18 protein-coding genes and 1 tRNA gene are annotated in these 15,943 nt (G+C 70.5%); 10 read left to right on the top strand and 9 right to left on the bottom strand.

Features of this window, described 5'->3' with window-relative positions; translation table 11 throughout:
• From BFN01_RS11585 to idi, 6 genes are all read right to left on the bottom strand, one after another.
• Positions 1-286 (bottom strand): lycopene cyclase domain-containing protein (locus tag BFN01_RS11585; RefSeq protein ID WP_143187229.1); only part of this gene is annotated, 286 nt, incomplete at its 3' end.
• Entirely contained in the window at positions 283-612 is a 330-nt protein-coding gene (locus tag BFN01_RS11580) for a lycopene cyclase domain-containing protein (RefSeq protein ID WP_071644509.1), read from the bottom strand. The genes BFN01_RS11585 and BFN01_RS11580, both read right to left, overlap by 4 nt.
• Positions 609-2,162, bottom strand: a complete 1,554-nt coding sequence (gene crtI, locus BFN01_RS15515) for a phytoene desaturase family protein (protein WP_071644508.1) — start codon at positions 2,160-2,162, stop codon at positions 609-611. The genes BFN01_RS11580 and crtI overlap by 4 nt, the downstream gene beginning before the upstream one ends.
• Positions 2,159-3,031 (bottom strand): squalene/phytoene synthase family protein, encoded by an 873-nt coding sequence (locus BFN01_RS15510; protein WP_071644507.1) that lies wholly within the window; start codon positions 3,029-3,031, stop codon positions 2,159-2,161. Before BFN01_RS15510 ends, crtI begins: the two co-directional genes overlap by 4 nt.
• Positions 3,028-4,074 carry a polyprenyl synthetase family protein gene (locus BFN01_RS15900; RefSeq protein WP_071644506.1) on the bottom strand — a complete coding sequence of 349 codons (1,047 nt, stop codon included), beginning with the start codon at positions 4,072-4,074 and terminating at the stop codon, positions 3,028-3,030. The genes BFN01_RS15510 and BFN01_RS15900 overlap by 4 nt, the downstream gene beginning before the upstream one ends.
• Entirely contained in the window at positions 4,071-4,634 is a 564-nt protein-coding gene (gene idi, locus BFN01_RS11560) for an isopentenyl-diphosphate Delta-isomerase (protein WP_071644505.1), read from the bottom strand. The genes BFN01_RS15900 and idi overlap by 4 nt, the downstream gene beginning before the upstream one ends.
• A 78-nt stretch (positions 4,635-4,712) precedes the next feature.
• Between idi and BFN01_RS11555 the strand changes: the two genes are divergently transcribed.
• The 4 genes from BFN01_RS11555 (at position 4,713) to BFN01_RS11540 (ending at position 8,041) form a co-directional block, all read left to right on the top strand.
• Complete coding sequence (locus BFN01_RS11555; protein ID WP_071644504.1) at positions 4,713-5,264, top strand: MarR family winged helix-turn-helix transcriptional regulator; 552 nt, start codon at positions 4,713-4,715, stop codon at positions 5,262-5,264.
• Positions 5,265-5,336: 72 nt separating this feature from the next.
• Positions 5,337-6,239 carry a MetQ/NlpA family ABC transporter substrate-binding protein gene (locus tag BFN01_RS11550; RefSeq protein WP_071644503.1) on the top strand — a complete coding sequence of 301 codons (903 nt, stop codon included), beginning with the start codon at positions 5,337-5,339 and terminating at the stop codon, positions 6,237-6,239.
• A 99-nt stretch (positions 6,240-6,338) separates the two neighbouring features.
• Entirely contained in the window at positions 6,339-7,382 is a 1,044-nt protein-coding gene (locus tag BFN01_RS11545; RefSeq protein WP_071644502.1) for a methionine ABC transporter ATP-binding protein, read from the top strand.
• Positions 7,382-8,041, top strand: a complete 660-nt coding sequence (locus tag BFN01_RS11540) for a methionine ABC transporter permease (RefSeq protein WP_071644501.1) — start codon at positions 7,382-7,384, stop codon at positions 8,039-8,041. The genes BFN01_RS11545 and BFN01_RS11540 overlap by 1 nt, the downstream gene beginning before the upstream one ends.
• A gap of 42 nt (positions 8,042-8,083) precedes the next feature.
• Here BFN01_RS11540 and BFN01_RS11535 read toward each other — a convergent pair whose 3' ends face one another.
• Both BFN01_RS11535 and BFN01_RS11530 read right to left on the bottom strand, forming a co-directional pair.
• Positions 8,084-9,022, bottom strand: a complete 939-nt coding sequence (locus BFN01_RS11535; protein WP_218161816.1) for a pseudouridine synthase — start codon at positions 9,020-9,022, stop codon at positions 8,084-8,086.
• 34 nt (positions 9,023-9,056) lie between these two features.
• Positions 9,057-9,551: a MarR family winged helix-turn-helix transcriptional regulator gene (locus tag BFN01_RS11530; RefSeq protein ID WP_071644499.1), complete on the bottom strand. Its 495-nt coding sequence runs from the start codon at positions 9,549-9,551 to the stop codon at positions 9,057-9,059.
• Positions 9,552-9,654: 103 nt separating this feature from the next.
• Between BFN01_RS11530 and BFN01_RS11525 the strand changes: the two genes are divergently transcribed.
• The 6 genes from BFN01_RS11525 (at position 9,655) to BFN01_RS11500 (ending at position 15,176) form a co-directional block, all read left to right on the top strand.
• Positions 9,655-9,726, top strand: a tRNA-Gln gene (locus tag BFN01_RS11525).
• A gap of 1 nt (position 9,727) precedes the next feature.
• Positions 9,728-11,158: a bifunctional UDP-N-acetylglucosamine diphosphorylase/glucosamine-1-phosphate N-acetyltransferase GlmU gene (gene glmU / locus BFN01_RS11520; protein ID WP_071644498.1), complete on the top strand. Its 1,431-nt coding sequence runs from the start codon at positions 9,728-9,730 to the stop codon at positions 11,156-11,158.
• A 5-nt stretch (positions 11,159-11,163) separates the two neighbouring features.
• Entirely contained in the window at positions 11,164-12,198 is a 1,035-nt protein-coding gene (locus BFN01_RS11515; RefSeq protein WP_071644497.1) for a ribose-phosphate diphosphokinase, read from the top strand.
• A 63-nt stretch (positions 12,199-12,261) separates the two neighbouring features.
• Positions 12,262-12,708 carry an FMN-binding protein gene (locus tag BFN01_RS11510; RefSeq protein WP_071644496.1) on the top strand — a complete coding sequence of 149 codons (447 nt, stop codon included), beginning with the start codon at positions 12,262-12,264 and terminating at the stop codon, positions 12,706-12,708.
• A 6-nt stretch (positions 12,709-12,714) separates the two neighbouring features.
• Entirely contained in the window at positions 12,715-13,605 is an 891-nt protein-coding gene (locus BFN01_RS11505) for an FAD:protein FMN transferase (protein ID WP_071644495.1), read from the top strand.
• Between the two features lie 20 nt (positions 13,606-13,625).
• Positions 13,626-15,176 (top strand): FAD-dependent oxidoreductase, encoded by a 1,551-nt coding sequence (locus BFN01_RS11500; protein ID WP_071644494.1) that lies wholly within the window; start codon positions 13,626-13,628, stop codon positions 15,174-15,176.
• Here the strand turns inward: BFN01_RS11500 and BFN01_RS11495 are convergent.
• Positions 15,170-15,856: a sensor histidine kinase gene (locus BFN01_RS11495; RefSeq protein WP_371261033.1), complete on the bottom strand. Its 687-nt coding sequence runs from the start codon at positions 15,854-15,856 to the stop codon at positions 15,170-15,172. The two genes, BFN01_RS11500 and BFN01_RS11495, sit on opposite strands and share 7 nt — an antisense overlap.
• Between the last annotated feature and the right edge of the window lie 87 nt (positions 15,857-15,943).

Genomic DNA, 15,943 nt, shown 5'->3' with positions numbered 1-15,943 from the left:
TTCGCAGCCGCGACCACAGCGCGGGCAGCAGGATCACCGCGGCGAGCGGATAGGCGAAGTCCTCGAGCGGGGCTTCGCCGATCCGGATGCCCGAGATGTGCGCGCTCGAGTAGTCGAACAGGCCGACGGCGATCATCAGATTGTCGAACACCGCGGTGAGCAGCAGGAGAGCGGCCACCGCGACGAGCAGCGACGCGGCCGACGGCATCCGGTCGCGCCTGCGCACCACCAGCGCGATCGCACCGGCCGCGAGGAGGAAGCCGGCGCACAGCAGCACGTAGCTCATGCGTCCGCCTTCCGACGCGCGGCGAGCACCTTCTGGGCGCCGCAGACGAGCACCATGGTCAGCTCGCACAGGAACAGCAGGAAGATCGGCTCCTCGATCGGCAGCTCGGGGGCGAGCAGGATGCCGGTGGCGAACTCGCCCTCGTCACGGAAGAAGATCCCGAGGCCGATCCCGGCCAGATCCCAGAGCAGGAAGAATACGGTGCCGATGAGCAGCACGAGCATCGCCCGTCCCGGATCGCGGCCGAGGAAGAGCCGGTGGCGCACATCGAGCAGCACCATTCCGGCGAGCGACACGAGCAGCGCGATCAGGTAGCCCGCGCTCACAGCGGCTCCGCCAGCGGACCGGCCGAGACGTCTCCGCGCAGACGCTTGACGACCAGCTCGGCGCTGATCAGGCACATCGGCAGGCCGATGCCGGGGATGGTCGTGGCGCCGGCGTACAGCAGCCCGTCGACCTTCGACGACGTGTTGGCGCCGCGCAGGAATGCACTCTGTCGCAGCGTGTGCGCGGGCCCCAGCGCGCCACCGCGCCACGCCCCGAAATCGCTCTCGAAGTCGGCGGGGCCGATCGTGCGGCGCACGACGGTGCGCTCCCGGAGGTCGGGGATGTCGCACCAGGCGGCGATCTGGTCGATCGCCGCGTCCGCCGCGCGCTCGACGCGCTCGTCACCCGCTCCGTCGACGCCCCCGGCGCCGATCGACGTGTCCGCGGGCACGGGGATGAGCACGAAGAGGTTCTCGTGACCGTCGGGCGCGACCTGGTCGGTCGCGCTCGGCCTGCAGACGTACAGCGAGGCGGGATCGGGGATGCGCTTGCCTTCGCCGCGGCGGCCCCTGCCGTAGATCGCGTCGAATCCCTCTTCCCACTCCCTGGTGAACAGCAGCGTGTGGTGCGCCAGCTGCGGCAGCTCTCCGCGCACGCCGAGCAGTGCGAGCACCGCACCGGGGCCAGGGTCGCGCCCCTCCCACCACCGGTCCGATCTCGTGCGGTGCTCGGGGTCGAGCAGCTGCTGCTCGGTGACGTGCAGGTCGGCGGTCGACACGACGACGTCCGCGGGCAGGTGCTCGCGGGTGCCGTCCGAGAGCTCGACGTCGACCCCCGTGGCTGCGCCGCCGTCGACCGCGATGCGGCGGGCACGGCATCCGGTGCGGATGTCGACGCCCTCGGCTCTCGCCACGCGGGCGATGGCCTCGATCACGGCGGCGAAGCCGCCGCGCGGGTAGAGCACGCCCTGACCGATGTCGAGGTGGCTCATCAGGTGGTACATGCCTGGCGCCTTGGCGGGCGAGGTGCCGAGGAAGACCGCCGGATACCCGAGCACCTGCTGCACGCGCGGCTCGCGGCTGTGGCGCCGGATGCGTCGGTCGAGGGGCTCCGCGAGCAGTCGCGTCAGGGTCGGGAGTCCGCGCAGCGTGCGCGGCGTGAGCAGCGGACGCAGCGACTCGTACGTGCTGTACAGGAACGTCGAGGTCGCGAGATCGTAGGTGTCCGCCGCGGAGGCGAGGTAGCGGTCGAGGCGCTGCTCGGCATCCGGATCGAGAGCGACGAGAGCGTCTCGTGCGCCCTCGGCGGGCAGGTCGAACGGGTCGTGGTCGTCTTCGAAGTAGACCCGGTAGGCCGGGTCGAGTCGCACGAGGTCGAGCTGCTCGGCCGACGAGGTGCCGAGCAGACGGAAGAAGTGATCGAACACCTCGGGCATGAGGTACCACGAGGGGCCGGTGTCGAAGCGGAACCCGCCGGACTCCCAGCTGCCGGCGCGGCCGCCGAGGTCGTCCCGCGCCTCGACGAGTGTGACCGACGCGCCCTCCCGAGCGAGCAGTGCGGCGGTGGCGAGGCCGGAGATGCCTCCGCCGATGACGACGGCGCGTCTCATACTGTGGTCCTTCCCGCTGCCGCGTTCGCCAGGATGCCGAGCTTGCGGCCCAGCGGCACGGAGACGCGAGTGGTGCGGAGCGCTGCTGCCGGAGTCTCGCGCAGCTGCTCGTTGAGGCGACCGAAGAGCGCGGCCGCTGCTGTCGTCGCCCGGCGGGACCCGCGCGGCAGCCGCGCGATCGCCTCGCGTGCGACGGCGAGATCCTCGGCGATCTCGTCGACCACCGCCGCCTTGTCGCGGTCGGTGAAGGTCTGCGGGTCCAGTCCCGGGATGTACGAGCGGCCCAGCCGCCCCGCGTCGTCGGCCAGATCGCGCAGGAAGTTCACCTTCTGGAACGCCGCGCCCAGGCGCCGCGCGCCCTCCTCGAGCCGGTCGTCGAGTGTGAATCCCGGCTGCTCGAGGGCGAACACCCGAAGGCACATCGAGCCCACCACCTCGGCCGAGCCGTGGATGTAGCGACGGTACTGCTCGTGATCGAAGCGCGCGTGCTCGGTGGCGTCCATGCGCATCGACTCGAAGAACGGCCGCACGAGGTCGGCGCCGATCCCGGTCCGTCGCGCCGTGGTGGCGAACGCGTGCACGACGAGGTTCGCGCTGAACCCGCAGGCCATGGCGCGCAGGGTGTCCTGTTCCAGGGCGTCGAGGATCGCGAGCACCTCGGGGCGCTGCAGTCCCGCCTCCGCGGCCGGGCCGTCGACGATCTCGTCTGCCACGCGGACGAGCGCATACACGTCGGCGATGCCGCCGCGCACCTCGCGCGGCAGCAGGCGGCTCGCGTAGCCGAACGAGGTGGAGTACCCGCTGATCACGTGCGCCGAGGCCGCGTGCGCCGTGCGCGTGTAGAGGTCGAGTGCGCTCGCCGCCCTCACGACTGCCGCTCCGCGCAGCGCTCGGCGATCTGCGCCAGCTCTGTGCGCAGCCCCGTGGGCAGCGGCGCGATGGCGATCGCATGCAGGACGTCGTGCAGCACGCCGTCGATGACCCGCTGCATCCGCTCGACCGCGCCGCAGGCGATCAGCGCGGCGCGAAGCCGGTCTGCGTCGGACGCGTCGAGCGGCGCCCGGCCGAACAGCGGGCGCACGGCCTCCCATTCGGCGGTGCCCTCCGCGAACGCGACGAGCAGGGTGCGCTTGCCCTCGCGCAGGTCTCCGATGACGCTCTTGCCCGTGCTGCTCTCGGCGCCGAAGACGCCCAGAGCGTCATCGCGCAGCTGGTACAGCAGCCCCAGCCGGGACCCGATCCAGTCCAGGGCGTCCACGACCTGGTCGGTGGCGCCGGCGAGCAGCGCCCCCACCCGCAGCGGGGCGGCGAACGAGTACGCGGCGGTCTTCTGCTCGATCATCTTCAGGATGTCGGCCTGCTCGGCGTGCATGACGCCCTTCGCGTAACCCACATCGGCGTGCTCTCCCGCCGCGGTCAGGATCAGCGCGTCGCCGATCACCCGGTGCAGGGTCGCGGCCACCGGATGCGCGATGTCGGCGACGAGCACGTGCGCACCGCTGATCAGCAGATCGCCGGCCAGCACGGCTGATGCCTCACCCCAGGCCATCGCGGTGTCCGGATCGTGGCCGTCGTCGAGTGCGGCGGCCGCGAACCTGCCGGCGAGATTCGGCTTCCCGCGGCGCACGAGGTCGCGGTCGAGCACGTCGTCGTGAAGGAGAAGAGCGGTGTGCAGCACCTCGAAGGCCGCCGCGGCGCGCAGCGCCGAGTCCTCCTCCACACCGCCGAGGCTCTCGTGGGCGAGCAGCAGCAGCCGGGGCCGCAGGCGCTTGCCGCCCTGGGTCGCGTCCGCCGCGCGACGCCACAGGTCGCCGTATCGCCCACCCATGTCATCGGCGCGGGTGATCCGGTCGGCGAAGAATCTGTCGATGATCTCGTCGAGTCGCGGATCCACGGCCGTCTCGAGTCTCATGCGACGCTCCGCCAGGCGGCGGCGTGGATGGTTCCGGCGGTGGCCGACAGCTGCTGCGCCTGCAGGACGAGCCAGGGGCTGAACGCCCACGGTGCCGCGGTCAGCGCTACGGCGAGATCCTCCGGGCTCACCCAGCGGACGTCCATCACCTCGGCGGGGTTCAGCTCCGGCTCGCCGACGGCGCGAGCGGTGTAGACCGGGCAGATCTCGTTCTCGACGATGCCCGAGGCATCCACCGCCCGGTAGCGGAAGTCCGGCAGCTCGAGCTCCACGTCGGCGATGCGCAGACCCAGTTCCTCCTGCGCGCGACGCTGGACCGCGTCGGGAATCGCCTCGAACGGCGCCGGGTGCCCGCAGAACGCGTTGGTCCATGTGCCGGGCCAGGCGCGCTTGGTCAGCGCCCGTCGGGTCAGCAGCAGGCGCCCGTCGTCGTCGCGCACATGGCAGGAGAATGCGAGGTGCAGCGGGGTCGCCTCATGGTGCACTTCGTCCTTGCGGGCGACGCCGCTGGGATTTCCGTCGTCGTCGAGAAGGATCACGCGCTCGGGGGACTGGGTCACTTCGGCCTCCTGTGTATTCGCTAGACAGGCTAGCTTTCAACTCACGAGATATCCACATCCGGACGTAAAATCGACACCATGCCGAAACTCACGCGGTCCGGTTCGCCGGCTCCGGTTCTGCACGACCCGCGCCTCAACGACCCGGCGCAGGAACTCGTGCGCACCGGCGATCTCGCCCCGGCGGACCTGGAGAGCGTCCTCGAGGTGCTCGAGTCCATGCGCCGCTGGCGCCAGGCCGAGCGCGAGAACAGCGAGGCGTCGCAGCGGTACATGCGGCTGGGGGCGAGCGACATGAGGGCGCTGCGCATGCTGATCGCCGCGGGAAACCAGAAGCTGCCGATGACGCCGAGCGCGATGGCGGGGCAGCTCGGCATCTCCGCCGCCTCCACGACCAAACTGCTCGACCGTCTGGAACGCGGCGGCCATGTCGTGCGTCGCGCGCACCCCGACGACCGCCGCAGCCTGGTCATCGAGGTGACCGAGGAGACCCGCCATGCCGCGCGCGCGACGGTCGGTCGCGAGCACGCCAGGCGCTTCGATGTCATCGCCGCGCTCAGCCCGGAGCAGCGCCGCACGGTGGCCGACTTCTTCGACGCCATGGCGGCCACCGCCGAGCGTGACGCTGTGTGACGAGCCGATTCTGAGTGGGCGCCGGCGGCCGCGTACGTTTTCGGAGTCCCCCACGAGAGGAAGAACCCGAAAATGTCCCGCCGCTTCATCACCCTCGCCGCTGCAGCCGCAGCGGCCGTCCTCGTCACCGGTCTCGCCGGCTGCGCCTCCGCCGACGCGGGAGACGCCGGATCCGACGGCGCCGACGACACCGTCAAGATCGGCGTGGTCGGCAAGAGCGACCCGCAGTGGGCCGCGTTCGAGAAGGCGGCGAAGGCGGAGGGCATCGACATCGAGCTCGTCGACTTCGGGTCCTACGAGCTTCCCAACCCGGCGCTCACCGAGGGCGAGATCGACCTCAACCAGTTCCAACACGTGATCTACCTCGCCCAGTACAACGAGGCGTCCGGCGAGGATCTGGCGGCCATCGGATCCACGCAGACATACCCGCTCGGCCTGTACTCGTCGAAGTACGACGACGTCGACGACATCGCGGAGGGCGACACCGTCGCCGTGCCCGACGACGCCTCCAACCAGGCGCGCGGTCTGCTCGTTCTGCAGTCGGCCGGACTCATCGAGCTCAAGGACGGCGGCTCGCCGTTCTCCGATCTCTCCGACATCGACGAGGCGAAGTCCAAGGTCAAGGTGACCGCGCTGGAGGCGGCGCTGACTCCGGAGGCTCTGCCCGATGTCGCCGCGGCCATCATCAACAACGACTTCGTCGAGGAGGCGGGTCTGAAGTTCGACGACGCGCTGTTCACCGATGACGCGTCCGACCCGGCCGCCGCTCCCTACGTGAACATCTTCGCCTCCCGTGCGGAAGACGTCGACAACGAGACCTACCTGAAGCTCATCGAGATCTTCCAGACCGACGAGGCCGTGCAGAAGGGCCTCGCCGAGTCGTCGGGCGGAACCGGTGTGACCGTGCAGCTCTCCCAGGAGGAGCTGGCGAAGACGCTCACGACCGTCCAGAAGGACGTCGCGGACAACAGCTGATCTCCTGAGAGAATCGGGCAGTGCGAGGCGCGCTGCCCGATTCTCCGTTTCCGGGCGCTGCGCCCGCCCCTTCCTCCCACCCGAAACCGGAGTGCACCCATGCCGATCGTCTCGCTCGAGAACGTGTCGAAGCGATACCCGTCCCCGCAGCGCGCGGGAGACCAGGTCACCGCGGTCGACGACGTCACCCTGCACATCGAGAAGGGAGACGTCTACGGCATCATCGGCTACTCGGGGGCAGGCAAGTCCACCCTCGTGCGACTCATCAACGCCCTCGAGCCGGCGACCGAGGGGCGCATCACGGTCGACGACGTCGAGGTCACCGCGCTCTCCGAGCGGGAGCTGCGAGCGGTCCGCACCGGCATCGGCATGATCTTCCAGCAGTTCAACCTCTTCTCGGCCAAGACCGTGCGCGCCAACATCACGTATCCGCTCAAGCTCGCCGGCTGGTCCAAGGCCGACATCGACGCCCGCGTCGCCGAGCTGCTCTCGTTCGTCGGCCTCAGCGACAAGGCGCGCTCGTACCCCGAGCAGCTCTCGGGCGGTCAGAAGCAGCGTGTCGGGATCGCCCGCGCCCTCGCGACCCGACCGGCCATCCTGCTCGCCGACGAGGCCACCAGCGCGCTCGACCCCGAGACCACGCACGAGGTGCTCGCCCTGCTCAAACGGGTCAACGAGGAGCAGGGCGTCACCATCGTGGTCATCACGCACGAGATGGATGTGATCCAGACGATCGCGACGAAGGTCGCCGTCATGGACCGGGGGCGGGTGATCGAGCAGGGGGATGTGTTCGAGGTGTTCTCGGCGCCCCGGCATCCGGCATCGCAGCGCTTCGTCGGAACCGTGGTCAAGGGCATCCCCTCCCCGGCGGAGCGCGCGGTGCTGCGCGAGCGCCACCGCGGTCGGCTCGTGACGTTCTCGTTCCGCGACGGCGGGCCGTCGCAGGCCCAGCTGTTCGTCGACCTGGCGGAGGCGGGGCTGGAGTTCGAGCTCGTGTTCGGCGGCATCAACGACATCCGCGGGCGGGCGTTCGGCCACCTGACTCTCGCCATCCGCGGTGAGCACAAGCGGATCGACGACGTGCTCGTCGGCATCGGTCGCACGGTCGATGTGACCGACATCGATCGGGAGGAGGAGCGCTGATGGATCGTCTCGTCGAACTCGCCCCGGAGTTCTGGCAGGCAGCGGTCGAGACGCTGTACATGGTGTCGCTGACGCTGCTGTTCGGCGGGGTCCTCGGCGGCCTGATCGGAGTGGGCCTCTACCTCGCCCGGCCGGGCGGGATGCTGCAGAACCGCGCCGTGTCGTTCGTGCTGAACCTGTTCATCAACTTCTTCCGGCCGATCCCGTTCGTGATCCTCATCACCGTGCTGATCCCGTTCTCGCGCTTCGTCGTGGGCAGCGGCATCGGCACCAACGCCGCGATCGTGGCGCTCGTGGTCGCCTCGATGTTCGCCATCGGGCGCATCGTCGAGCAGCACCTGGTCGGGGTCTCGCCGGGGGTCATCGAGGCCGCGCGCGCGATGGGCGCCGGGCCATGGCGCACGCTGTTCACCGTCGTCATCCCGGAGGCGCTGGGCCCGCTCGTGCTGGGCTACACGTTCGTCATCGTCGCGCTCATCGACATGACGGCGATGGCGGGGTACATCGGCGCGGGTGGCCTGGGCAACTTCGCCCTCACGTACGGGCGTCGCCAGTTCGAGCCGGTCGTGATGTGGGCGGCGGTGCTGCTGATCGTCGTGTTCGTGCACTTCGCGCAGTCGCTCGGCACGTACCTCGCCCGGCGGATCATGCGGCGCTGACACGACGCGGCCGCGAGCGGCCGAGAGCGGCCGAGCACGGCGTCAGCCGCGCGGGGCGTCCTGCAGGACCCGGCGCGTGAGGAACTCGCGCGGGGCCCCGGTCAGCGGATCGACGAAGCGCAGCTCGCGCGCGAGCAGCTGCAGCGGCCGCGTGAAGTCGTCCGGCGCCTCGGGAAGCAGCGTCGGGTAGAAGCCGTCGTTCAGGATGCCCGCGCCGAGCGAGGCGAGATGCACCCGCAGCTGATGCATGCGTCCGGAATGCGGGCGCAGCAGCGTGTGCACGACCCGGTCGTCGCAGCCGAGCAGCTCGATGAGCGTCTCGGAGTTCGGCTCGCGCGCCTCGTCGACCCGCACGCACACGTGCGCGCGCAGCTTCTCGATGTGGTTGCGGTACACGATCGGGAACGGTCGTCCCGCCAGGGCGGGGGATGCCGCGTCCCACCCCTCGGGCACCGCGGAGACCGCCTCGTACACCTTCTCGACCTGTCGCCGTTCGAACAGCAGCTGATAGGCCCCGCGGGTCTCGGGGCGGGTGGAGAACATCAGCACACCGGCGGTCGCCCGATCGAGGCGGTGGATCGGGGTGAGCTCGGGGATGCCGAGGAGGTTGCGCAGCCGCACCAGGGTCGAGTTCTGCAGGTACTTGCCGCCCGGCGTCGTGGGGAGGAAGTGCGGCTTGTCGGCCACGACCAGGTCGCGGTCCTGGTGCAGCACCTCCACGTCGAACGGGATCTCGCGCTCGATGGGAGGCTCGCGGTAGTACCAGACGAACTCGTGCGCGCCCAGCGGGGTCTCGCGCGCGAGGGGCGTGCCGTCCCTCGCGACGATCTCACCGCGGTCGAACCGAGACAGCAGGCGCTCGGGCTCGAGGTGGAAGAAGCGCTCGGCCATGTACGCGCCGACCGTCGGCCACGGCCCGGTCAGCGGCAGATGCAGCCGGGTCGCACCGACGCCGTCGCGCACCGGCAGTGGGGAGCGCATCGCCATCAGCGTCCGCGCCCTGGAACAGGAGCGCTCACGAGTCGAAGCTCAGGCTCAGCTTGCGCAGCAGGCCGGCCAGCCGCTCGCGGTCGGTGCGGGGGAGGGCCTGCAGCAGCACGGCCTCGGCGTCGACGAGGCGGGTGATCGCGGCATCCACCCGCACCCGCCCGTCGTCGGTGAGGGTGACGAGTACGCTCCGCCCGTCCTGAGGGTCGGACTCGCGTCGGACGAACCGGCGTCCCACCAGACGATCGATGCGGTTGGTCATCGTGCCGCTGGAGACCAGGGTCTGCTGCAGCAGCTGCTTGGGGGACAGCTGGAACGGCGCGCCGGCACGTCGCAGCGCCGAGAGCACGTCCCACTCCCACGGCTCGATGTCACTGCGGCGGAACACGTCGCGCCGGGCGCGGTCGAGATGCCGTGAGAGGCGGTCCATGCGCGAGAGCACCTCGAGGGGCGAGAAGTCCAGGTCGGGGCGCTGGGTGTTCCAGGCGCCGACGATCCGGTCGACCTCATCCGCCTCGCTCATCCCCCCATTATCCTGTGCCGGTCACGTCCGTCCGGACGGGAGAGCGGGTCCGCCGTGGCAGAATTGACCCGCGGTCGCCGCCCAGCGAGGCGGAGGGCCGTGGTCCGCCGTGGTGTAACGGCAGCACGACAGCCTTTGGAGCTGTGAAGTTCAGGTTCGAATCCTGGCGGCGGAGCATGACGCAGAACAATCTCGCCATCATCGTGCTCGCCGCAGGGCAGGGCACCCGCATGAAGTCCCGCCGACCCAAGGTGCTGCACGAGATCGCAGGCCGCCCGCTGGTCGGACACGTGCTCACCACGGCCCGGTCTCTGGGCGCGTCGCACATCGAGGTCGTCGTGCGCCACGAGCGCGAGCAGGTCGTCACGGCGCTCGCCGCCGATTACCCCGACGCGGTCTTCGTCGACCAGGACGACGTGCCCGGCACCGGCCGCGCCGTGCAGGTCGCGATCGACGCGCTGCCCGCCGACTTCGACGGCGATGTGCTCGTGCTCTCGGGCGACTGCCCGCTCGCCGACGCCGAGACGCTCTCGTCGTTCCTCGACGAGCACCGCGCGTCGGGTGCACCGGCGACCCTGATGACCGCTGTCGTCGACGACCCGACCGGCTACGGCCGGGTGATCCGCGACGCCGACGGCGGTGTCGACCGCATCGTGGAGCAGAAGGATGCCAGCGACGACGAGGCGTCGGTCCGCGAGATCAACGCCGGCATGTACGCGTTCCGCTCCGAGACCCTGCGCCGCTACCTGCCCGAGATCGGCGTCGACAACGCGCAGGGCGAGATGTACCTCACCGACGTGCCGGGCCTGCTGCGCCGCGACGGTGACCGCGTGGCGGCATCCGTCGTCTCCGACGTCACCGTGACGTTCGGGGTCAACGACCGGGCGCAGCTCGCGCTCGTCGGTCGCCTGCTCAACCAGCGCATCGTGCGTCGCTGGCAGCGCGAGGGCGTCACCGTCGTCGACCCCGATACCACGTGGATCGACGACGACGCCACGCTCGCACCCGACGTGACGATCCTCCCGAACACCCAGATCCTGCGCGCCACGGTCATCGCCGAAGGCGCCACCGTCGGGCCCGACACCACGCTGGTGGACTGCGAGGTCGGCGCGGACGCGGTGGTCAAGCGCACCGACGCGACGCTCGCGGTGATCGGGGCGAAGGCCACCGTCGGCCCGTTCTCGTTCCTGCGCCCCGGCACCGTGCTCGGCGCCGGCGGCAAGATCGGCGCGTACGTCGAGACGAAGAACGCCGAGATCGGCGAGAGCAGCAAGGTGCCCCACCTGTCGTACGTGGGCGATGCCACGATCGGTCGCGGCGTCAACCTCGGCGCCGGCACGATCACCGCGAACTACGACGACGTGAACAAGCACCGCACCGTGGTCGGCGATGAGGTGCACACCGGCTCGCACACCGTGCTCGTGGCGCCCGTTAGGCTGGGGGCAGGTGCGAAGACAGGTGCCGGCGCCGTCGTCCGCAAGGACGTGCCCGCGGGTGCCCTGGCCATGAGCGTCGCCCCCCAGCGCAACATCGACGGGTGGGTCGAGAAGAACAGAGCAGGCACGGGTGCAGCCGATGCGGCGGCCCGCGAACGATCGGCGGAATAGGGCGCATGGGCAACAAGAAGAAGAAGGTCGCACTCGATCGTGAGAACGGGGTCGCACCCGGTCTGATCGCGAAGACGAAGAAGCGCCTCGTCGTCGCGGGCGGACGCTCGCATCCCGAGCTGACCGCAGCCGTCGCCACGGCCCTCGGCCAGGAGGCGGCCCCGGTCGAGCACCGCACGTTCGCCTCCGGGGAGATCTACGCCCGCTTCGAGGTGTCGATCCGCGGCTGCGACCTGTTCATCGTGCAGTCGTTCGGCGAGCCGGTGAACGAGTGGCTCATGGAGACGCTGATCATGCTCGACGCCGCCAAGCGCGCCTCGGCCAAGCGCATCACCGTCGTCGCCCCGTACTACCCCTACTCCCGTCAGGACAAGAAGGGCCGCGGTCGCGAGCCCATCTCCGCCCGTCTCGTGGCCGACATGCTGAAGACCGCCGGCGCTGACCGCGTGATGAGCGTCGACCTGCACGCCGCGCAGATCCAGGGGTTCTTCGACGGACCGGTCGATCACCTCTTCGCCAAGCCCGTGCTGCTCGAGCACTTCCAGGGCACCCTCACCGCCGAGGACCGCGAGACGCTCACGATCGTGTCGCCCGACATGGGTCGTGTCCGTGTGGCCGACAGCTGGTCGGACAGCCTGGGAGCACCCCTCGCGATCATCCACAAGCGTCGCGACCCCAAGGTCGCCAACCAGGTCTCGGTGCACGAGATCGTCGGCACCGTCGACGGACGCACCTGCCTGCTCGTCGACGACATGATCGACACCGGTGGCACGATCGTCAAGGCCGCGCAGGCGCTGAAGGCGAACGGCGCCCGCAAGGTGATCGTCGCGGCCACGCACGCGGTCTTCAGCGACCCGGCATCCGACCGCCTGCAGGACGACGCGATCGACCAGGTCGTCGTGACCGACACGATCTCGCTCACCCAGTCGCGACGCTGGGACGGGCTCACGGTGCTGCCGATCGCGCCGCTGCTCGCCACCGCGATCAAGCAGGTCTTCGAAGACGGCTCCGTGACGAGCATGTTCGGCGGAGACGCCTGATCGCCCCGACGTCGCGACGACGGCATCCGGATTTCTCATAGCCGGATGCCCGAAGCTGGACGCATGAACGTGCATCCCGCAGCCCGCACCGGAACCGCTCTGCTCGGCGTCGCCGGCGCCCTCGTCCTCGCCGGGTGCTCGGGTGCGGCGGACGCCGACACCGGCAGGGCCGACCCGTCACCGCTGAGCACCGACGCCACTGCCCCCTACGCCGACGGAACGTACACGGCTGAGGGGTCGTATCGCACGCCCGAGACGGTGGAGACGATCGAGGTGACCCTGACGATCGCAGACGACACCGTCACCGACGTCCGCGTGGTCGGCGACCCGCTGGCCCCGGAGTCGAAGAACTACCAGGGTCAGTTCATCGCCGGCATCTCCGATGTCGTGGTCGGGAAGAAGCTCGACGAGCTGGAGGTCGACCGCGTCGCCGGATCGTCGCTCACCAGCGACGGATTCGATCAGGCCGTGGTGAAGATCAAGGACGAAGCCGCCACAGCGGCCGAGTGATCCGGCATGCACTCGTGGCGGTTCGACGCCATCGGCACGTCGTGGGAGATCGAGACCGTCGACCCGCTGGACGGCCCGGCTCGAGCGCGCGTGGGCGGCATCATCGAGGCGTTCGACGCGACCTGGTCGCGCTTCCGTGACGACTCCGTCGTCTCGTCGCTGCGCGCGCACGGCGGCACGGCGGAGCTGACCCCCGCAGCCGCCGCCGATGCCGCGGCGATGATCGAGACCTACCGCGATCTCGGTCGGGCGACCGACGGCGGTGTGAACCCGCTGATCGGGTCGGCACTCGAGGCGCTCGGCTACGACGCCGCGCTGACCCTGCGCCCGCGTACGCGGCAGCCGGGTGGGATACACGCGGGGCACCCGCGGTGGGAGCAGGTCTTGCACGGCGAGCACGGTTCGCTGACCCTCGAGGAGCCCGCCGTCATCGATGTCGGCGCCGTCGGCAAGGGGCGGCTGGTCGATCTCGTCAGCGAGGCGCTGGCGGAGGTTCCCGGCCGGGTGACCGTCGACGGCAGCGGTGATCTTCGCGTACGCGGCGGCACCGCGAGAGTCGCGCTCGAGCACCCGTACGACGCGACCTCCGCGATCGGGGTGGTCGAGGTGACGGATGCCGCGCTGTGCGCATCCGCGGTGACACGGCGGACGTGGGGGAGCGGACTGCACCACGTGCTCGACGGACGCACCGGGCTTCCCGTGCGCACCTGGGTCGCCACCTGGGCGCTCGCCGGGGACGCCATGCACGCCGACGGCGCGGCGACCGGCCTGTTCTTCGACGGGGGTCCCGAGATCGCCGATCGCTGGGGCGCTCACTGGGTGCGGATGTCGAGCGACGGGCGCGTCGAGCGCTCACGCGGGTTCCCCGGTGAGCTGTTCACCGAGCCCGCCCGCTGAGGATACGGAAGAGTAGAAGAGTGATCACTGCGTTCTTGGCCATGCGGCAGCGCGTGCTGGCCGTCCTCGGCGGCATCTCGATGTACCGGCTCGTGCTGTTCGCCCTCGCGGGGCTCGCGGCGATCGCACTCGGGCTGTCGCTGGCGGGGCTGGTCGGACCGTCGGCGGGCGAGATCCTGGCATCCTTCGCCGTGCTCGCCCTCTCGATCTCCGCGGTCGACGCCGCCGCGCAGCGCGTCCTGCGCCTGCCGTGGCGCATCGAGTCGTCGCTGGTCACGGCACTCATCCTGCTGTTCGTGCTGCAGCCCTCGCTGACCCCGGCCGGCTTGGGCGGGACGGCACTCGCCGGGGTGCTGGCGAGCCTGTCGAAATACCTGATCGCGTGGCGCGGACGGCACATCCTCAATCCCGCGGCATTCGGCGCCGCGGTGGTGACGGTCTTCGGTCTCGGCACATTCTCGGCGTGGTGGGTCGGCACGCCCTGGCTTGCGCTGTCCGTCGCGCTGAGCGGGCTGATCGTGCTGTGGCGCACCGAGAAGGTGCGGCTGATGCTCGTCTTCCTGCTCGTGGTCGTCGTGGTGTCGGTCGCGCGGCAGGCCGTGCAGTCGCAGGAGTTCGGCATCGCGTTCAGCGCGGGGGAGGCGCTGCCGGCCGCCCTCACGCAGACGCCGTACCTCTTCCTCGGCGCGTTCATGCTCTCCGAGCCGCTCACCCTGCCGCCGCGACGCTGGCAGCAGTACAGCGTCGCCGCTCTCGTGGGAGTGCTCGCCGGATGGCCGATCGCGGTCGGCTCGCTGTTCACGCTCGGCCAGGAGCGCGCTCTGCTGATCGGCAACCTGCTCGCCTTCGCCTTCGCGCTGCGCAGCTCGGTGCGGCTGGTGCTCACCGAGCGCACCTTCGTCACGCCCACCGCGCAGGAGCTCACGTTCCGCACCAAGGGGCGGCTGCGCTTCGTCGCGGGGCAGTATCTCGAGCTCGAGGTGCCGCATCGCAATCCGGATGCCAGGGGCACCCGCCGCGAGTTCAGCATCGTCTCCGCGCCTGCCGACCTGCCCACTCTGCGAATCGCCTACAAGGACGGCGATCAGAAGCATCCGTCGAGCTACAAGCGGGCGCTGAAGGCTGCCGAACCGGGAGCCGTGCTCGCCGTCACCGGCACGTGGGGAGACTTCGTGCTGCCGCGCGGGCGCACCCCGGTGCTGATGGTCGCGGCAGGCATCGGTGTGACCCCGTTCGTGTCGCAGCTGCGCCAGCTGCAGGCCACCGGCGCCGAGCGCGATGTCGTGCTCATCTATGTGGCCTCCGAGGCGGCCGAGCTCGCGTTCCGCGATGAGCTCGCGGCGACCGGCGTCCGCACGATCGTGTTCACGCGCGACGAGCCGGCCGAGCTGCCGGCGCACTGGGCCTGGGCGCAGGGTGCCCGGCTCGACGCGGAGGCTCTGCAGCGCGTGGTGCCCGATCTCGCCGCGCGGCACGCCTACATCTCCGGACCGCCCCGCCTCATCGCCGATCTCGCACCGGCGCTGCAGAAGGCCCGCGCGGTGACGACCGACGCGTTCGCCGGCTACTGATCCGGATGCTCGTCGCGCTCGGACCGCGCCTGCGCTGACCGCGCCGGGGTGGCCTGCTCGCCGCGCGGCAGGCGCACCGTGAACGACGTGTCACCCGGCGTGCTCTCGACCGTGATCGTGCCGCCGTGGCCTTCGACGATCGCCTTGGCGATCGCGAGGCCGAGGCCCGTGCCGCCGGTCTGCCGCGCGCGCGACACGTCGCCGCGAGCGAACCGGGCGAACAGCTCCTCCCGCACGTCGGGATCGATCCCTGGCCCGTCGTCGTGCACGCGCAGCTCGGCGCCCGAAGGGGTGGCCGACACCGACAGCGTGATGGTCGTGCCCTCCGGCGTGTGCGTGCGGGCGTTGGCGAGCAGGTTGCCGACCACCTGATGCAGGCGTCCGACGTCACCCGCGACGACGACGGGCTCGCCGGGGGTCTCGAGCTTCCAGTGGTGGTCAGGCGCGGTGGGCTGCGCGTCGGCGAGGGCTTCGACGGCGAGCTGCGAGAGGTCGACCTCGCCGTGCACCAGCTCGGCGCCCTCGTCGAGCCTGGCCAGCAGCAGCAGGTCCTCGACGAGTCGCGTCATCCGCAGCGACTGCGCCTGGATGCGCTCCAGCGCGGAGGTGGTGTTCTCGACGGTGGGCGCGTCCTGCGACTGGCGCAGCGCCCGCAGCGACAGCTCCTGTCTCTTATACACATCTGACGCTGCCGACGAACTCAAAAAAAAAAAAAGACGAGAAGAGGACAGGTGGTGCATCGACGATGCGGGCTCGGGTCTAGCTAG

It is taken from the genome of Microbacterium sp. AR7-10 (assembly GCF_001878835.1).
Taxonomy (GTDB): Bacteria; Actinomycetota; Actinomycetes; order Actinomycetales; family Microbacteriaceae; genus Microbacterium; species Microbacterium commune.
Note: the sequence above shows the minus strand (reverse complement) of the source record. Positions and strands in the feature narration are given on the sequence as shown.

Coding starts and splice junctions, on each gene's coding strand:
- crtI (WP_071644508.1), bottom strand. CDS start 2,162: ATGAGACGCGCCGTCGTCATCGGCGGAGGCATCTCCGGCCTCGCCACC.
- BFN01_RS15900 (WP_071644506.1), bottom strand. CDS start 4,074: ATGAGACTCGAGACGGCCGTGGATCCGCGACTCGACGAGATCATCGAC.
- BFN01_RS11555 (WP_071644504.1), top strand. CDS start 4,713: ATGCCGAAACTCACGCGGTCCGGTTCGCCGGCTCCGGTTCTGCACGAC.
- BFN01_RS11550 (WP_071644503.1), top strand. CDS start 5,337: ATGTCCCGCCGCTTCATCACCCTCGCCGCTGCAGCCGCAGCGGCCGTC.
- BFN01_RS11545 (WP_071644502.1), top strand. CDS start 6,339: ATGCCGATCGTCTCGCTCGAGAACGTGTCGAAGCGATACCCGTCCCCG.
- BFN01_RS11540 (WP_071644501.1), top strand. CDS start 7,382: ATGGATCGTCTCGTCGAACTCGCCCCGGAGTTCTGGCAGGCAGCGGTC.
- BFN01_RS11535 (WP_218161816.1), bottom strand. CDS start 9,022: ATGCGCTCCCCACTGCCGGTGCGCGACGGCGTCGGTGCGACCCGGCTG.
- BFN01_RS11530 (WP_071644499.1), bottom strand. CDS start 9,551: ATGAGCGAGGCGGATGAGGTCGACCGGATCGTCGGCGCCTGGAACACC.
- glmU (WP_071644498.1), top strand. CDS start 9,728: ATGACGCAGAACAATCTCGCCATCATCGTGCTCGCCGCAGGGCAGGGC.
- BFN01_RS11515 (WP_071644497.1), top strand. CDS start 11,164: ATGGGCAACAAGAAGAAGAAGGTCGCACTCGATCGTGAGAACGGGGTC.
- BFN01_RS11510 (WP_071644496.1), top strand. CDS start 12,262: ATGAACGTGCATCCCGCAGCCCGCACCGGAACCGCTCTGCTCGGCGTC.
- BFN01_RS11505 (WP_071644495.1), top strand. CDS start 12,715: ATGCACTCGTGGCGGTTCGACGCCATCGGCACGTCGTGGGAGATCGAG.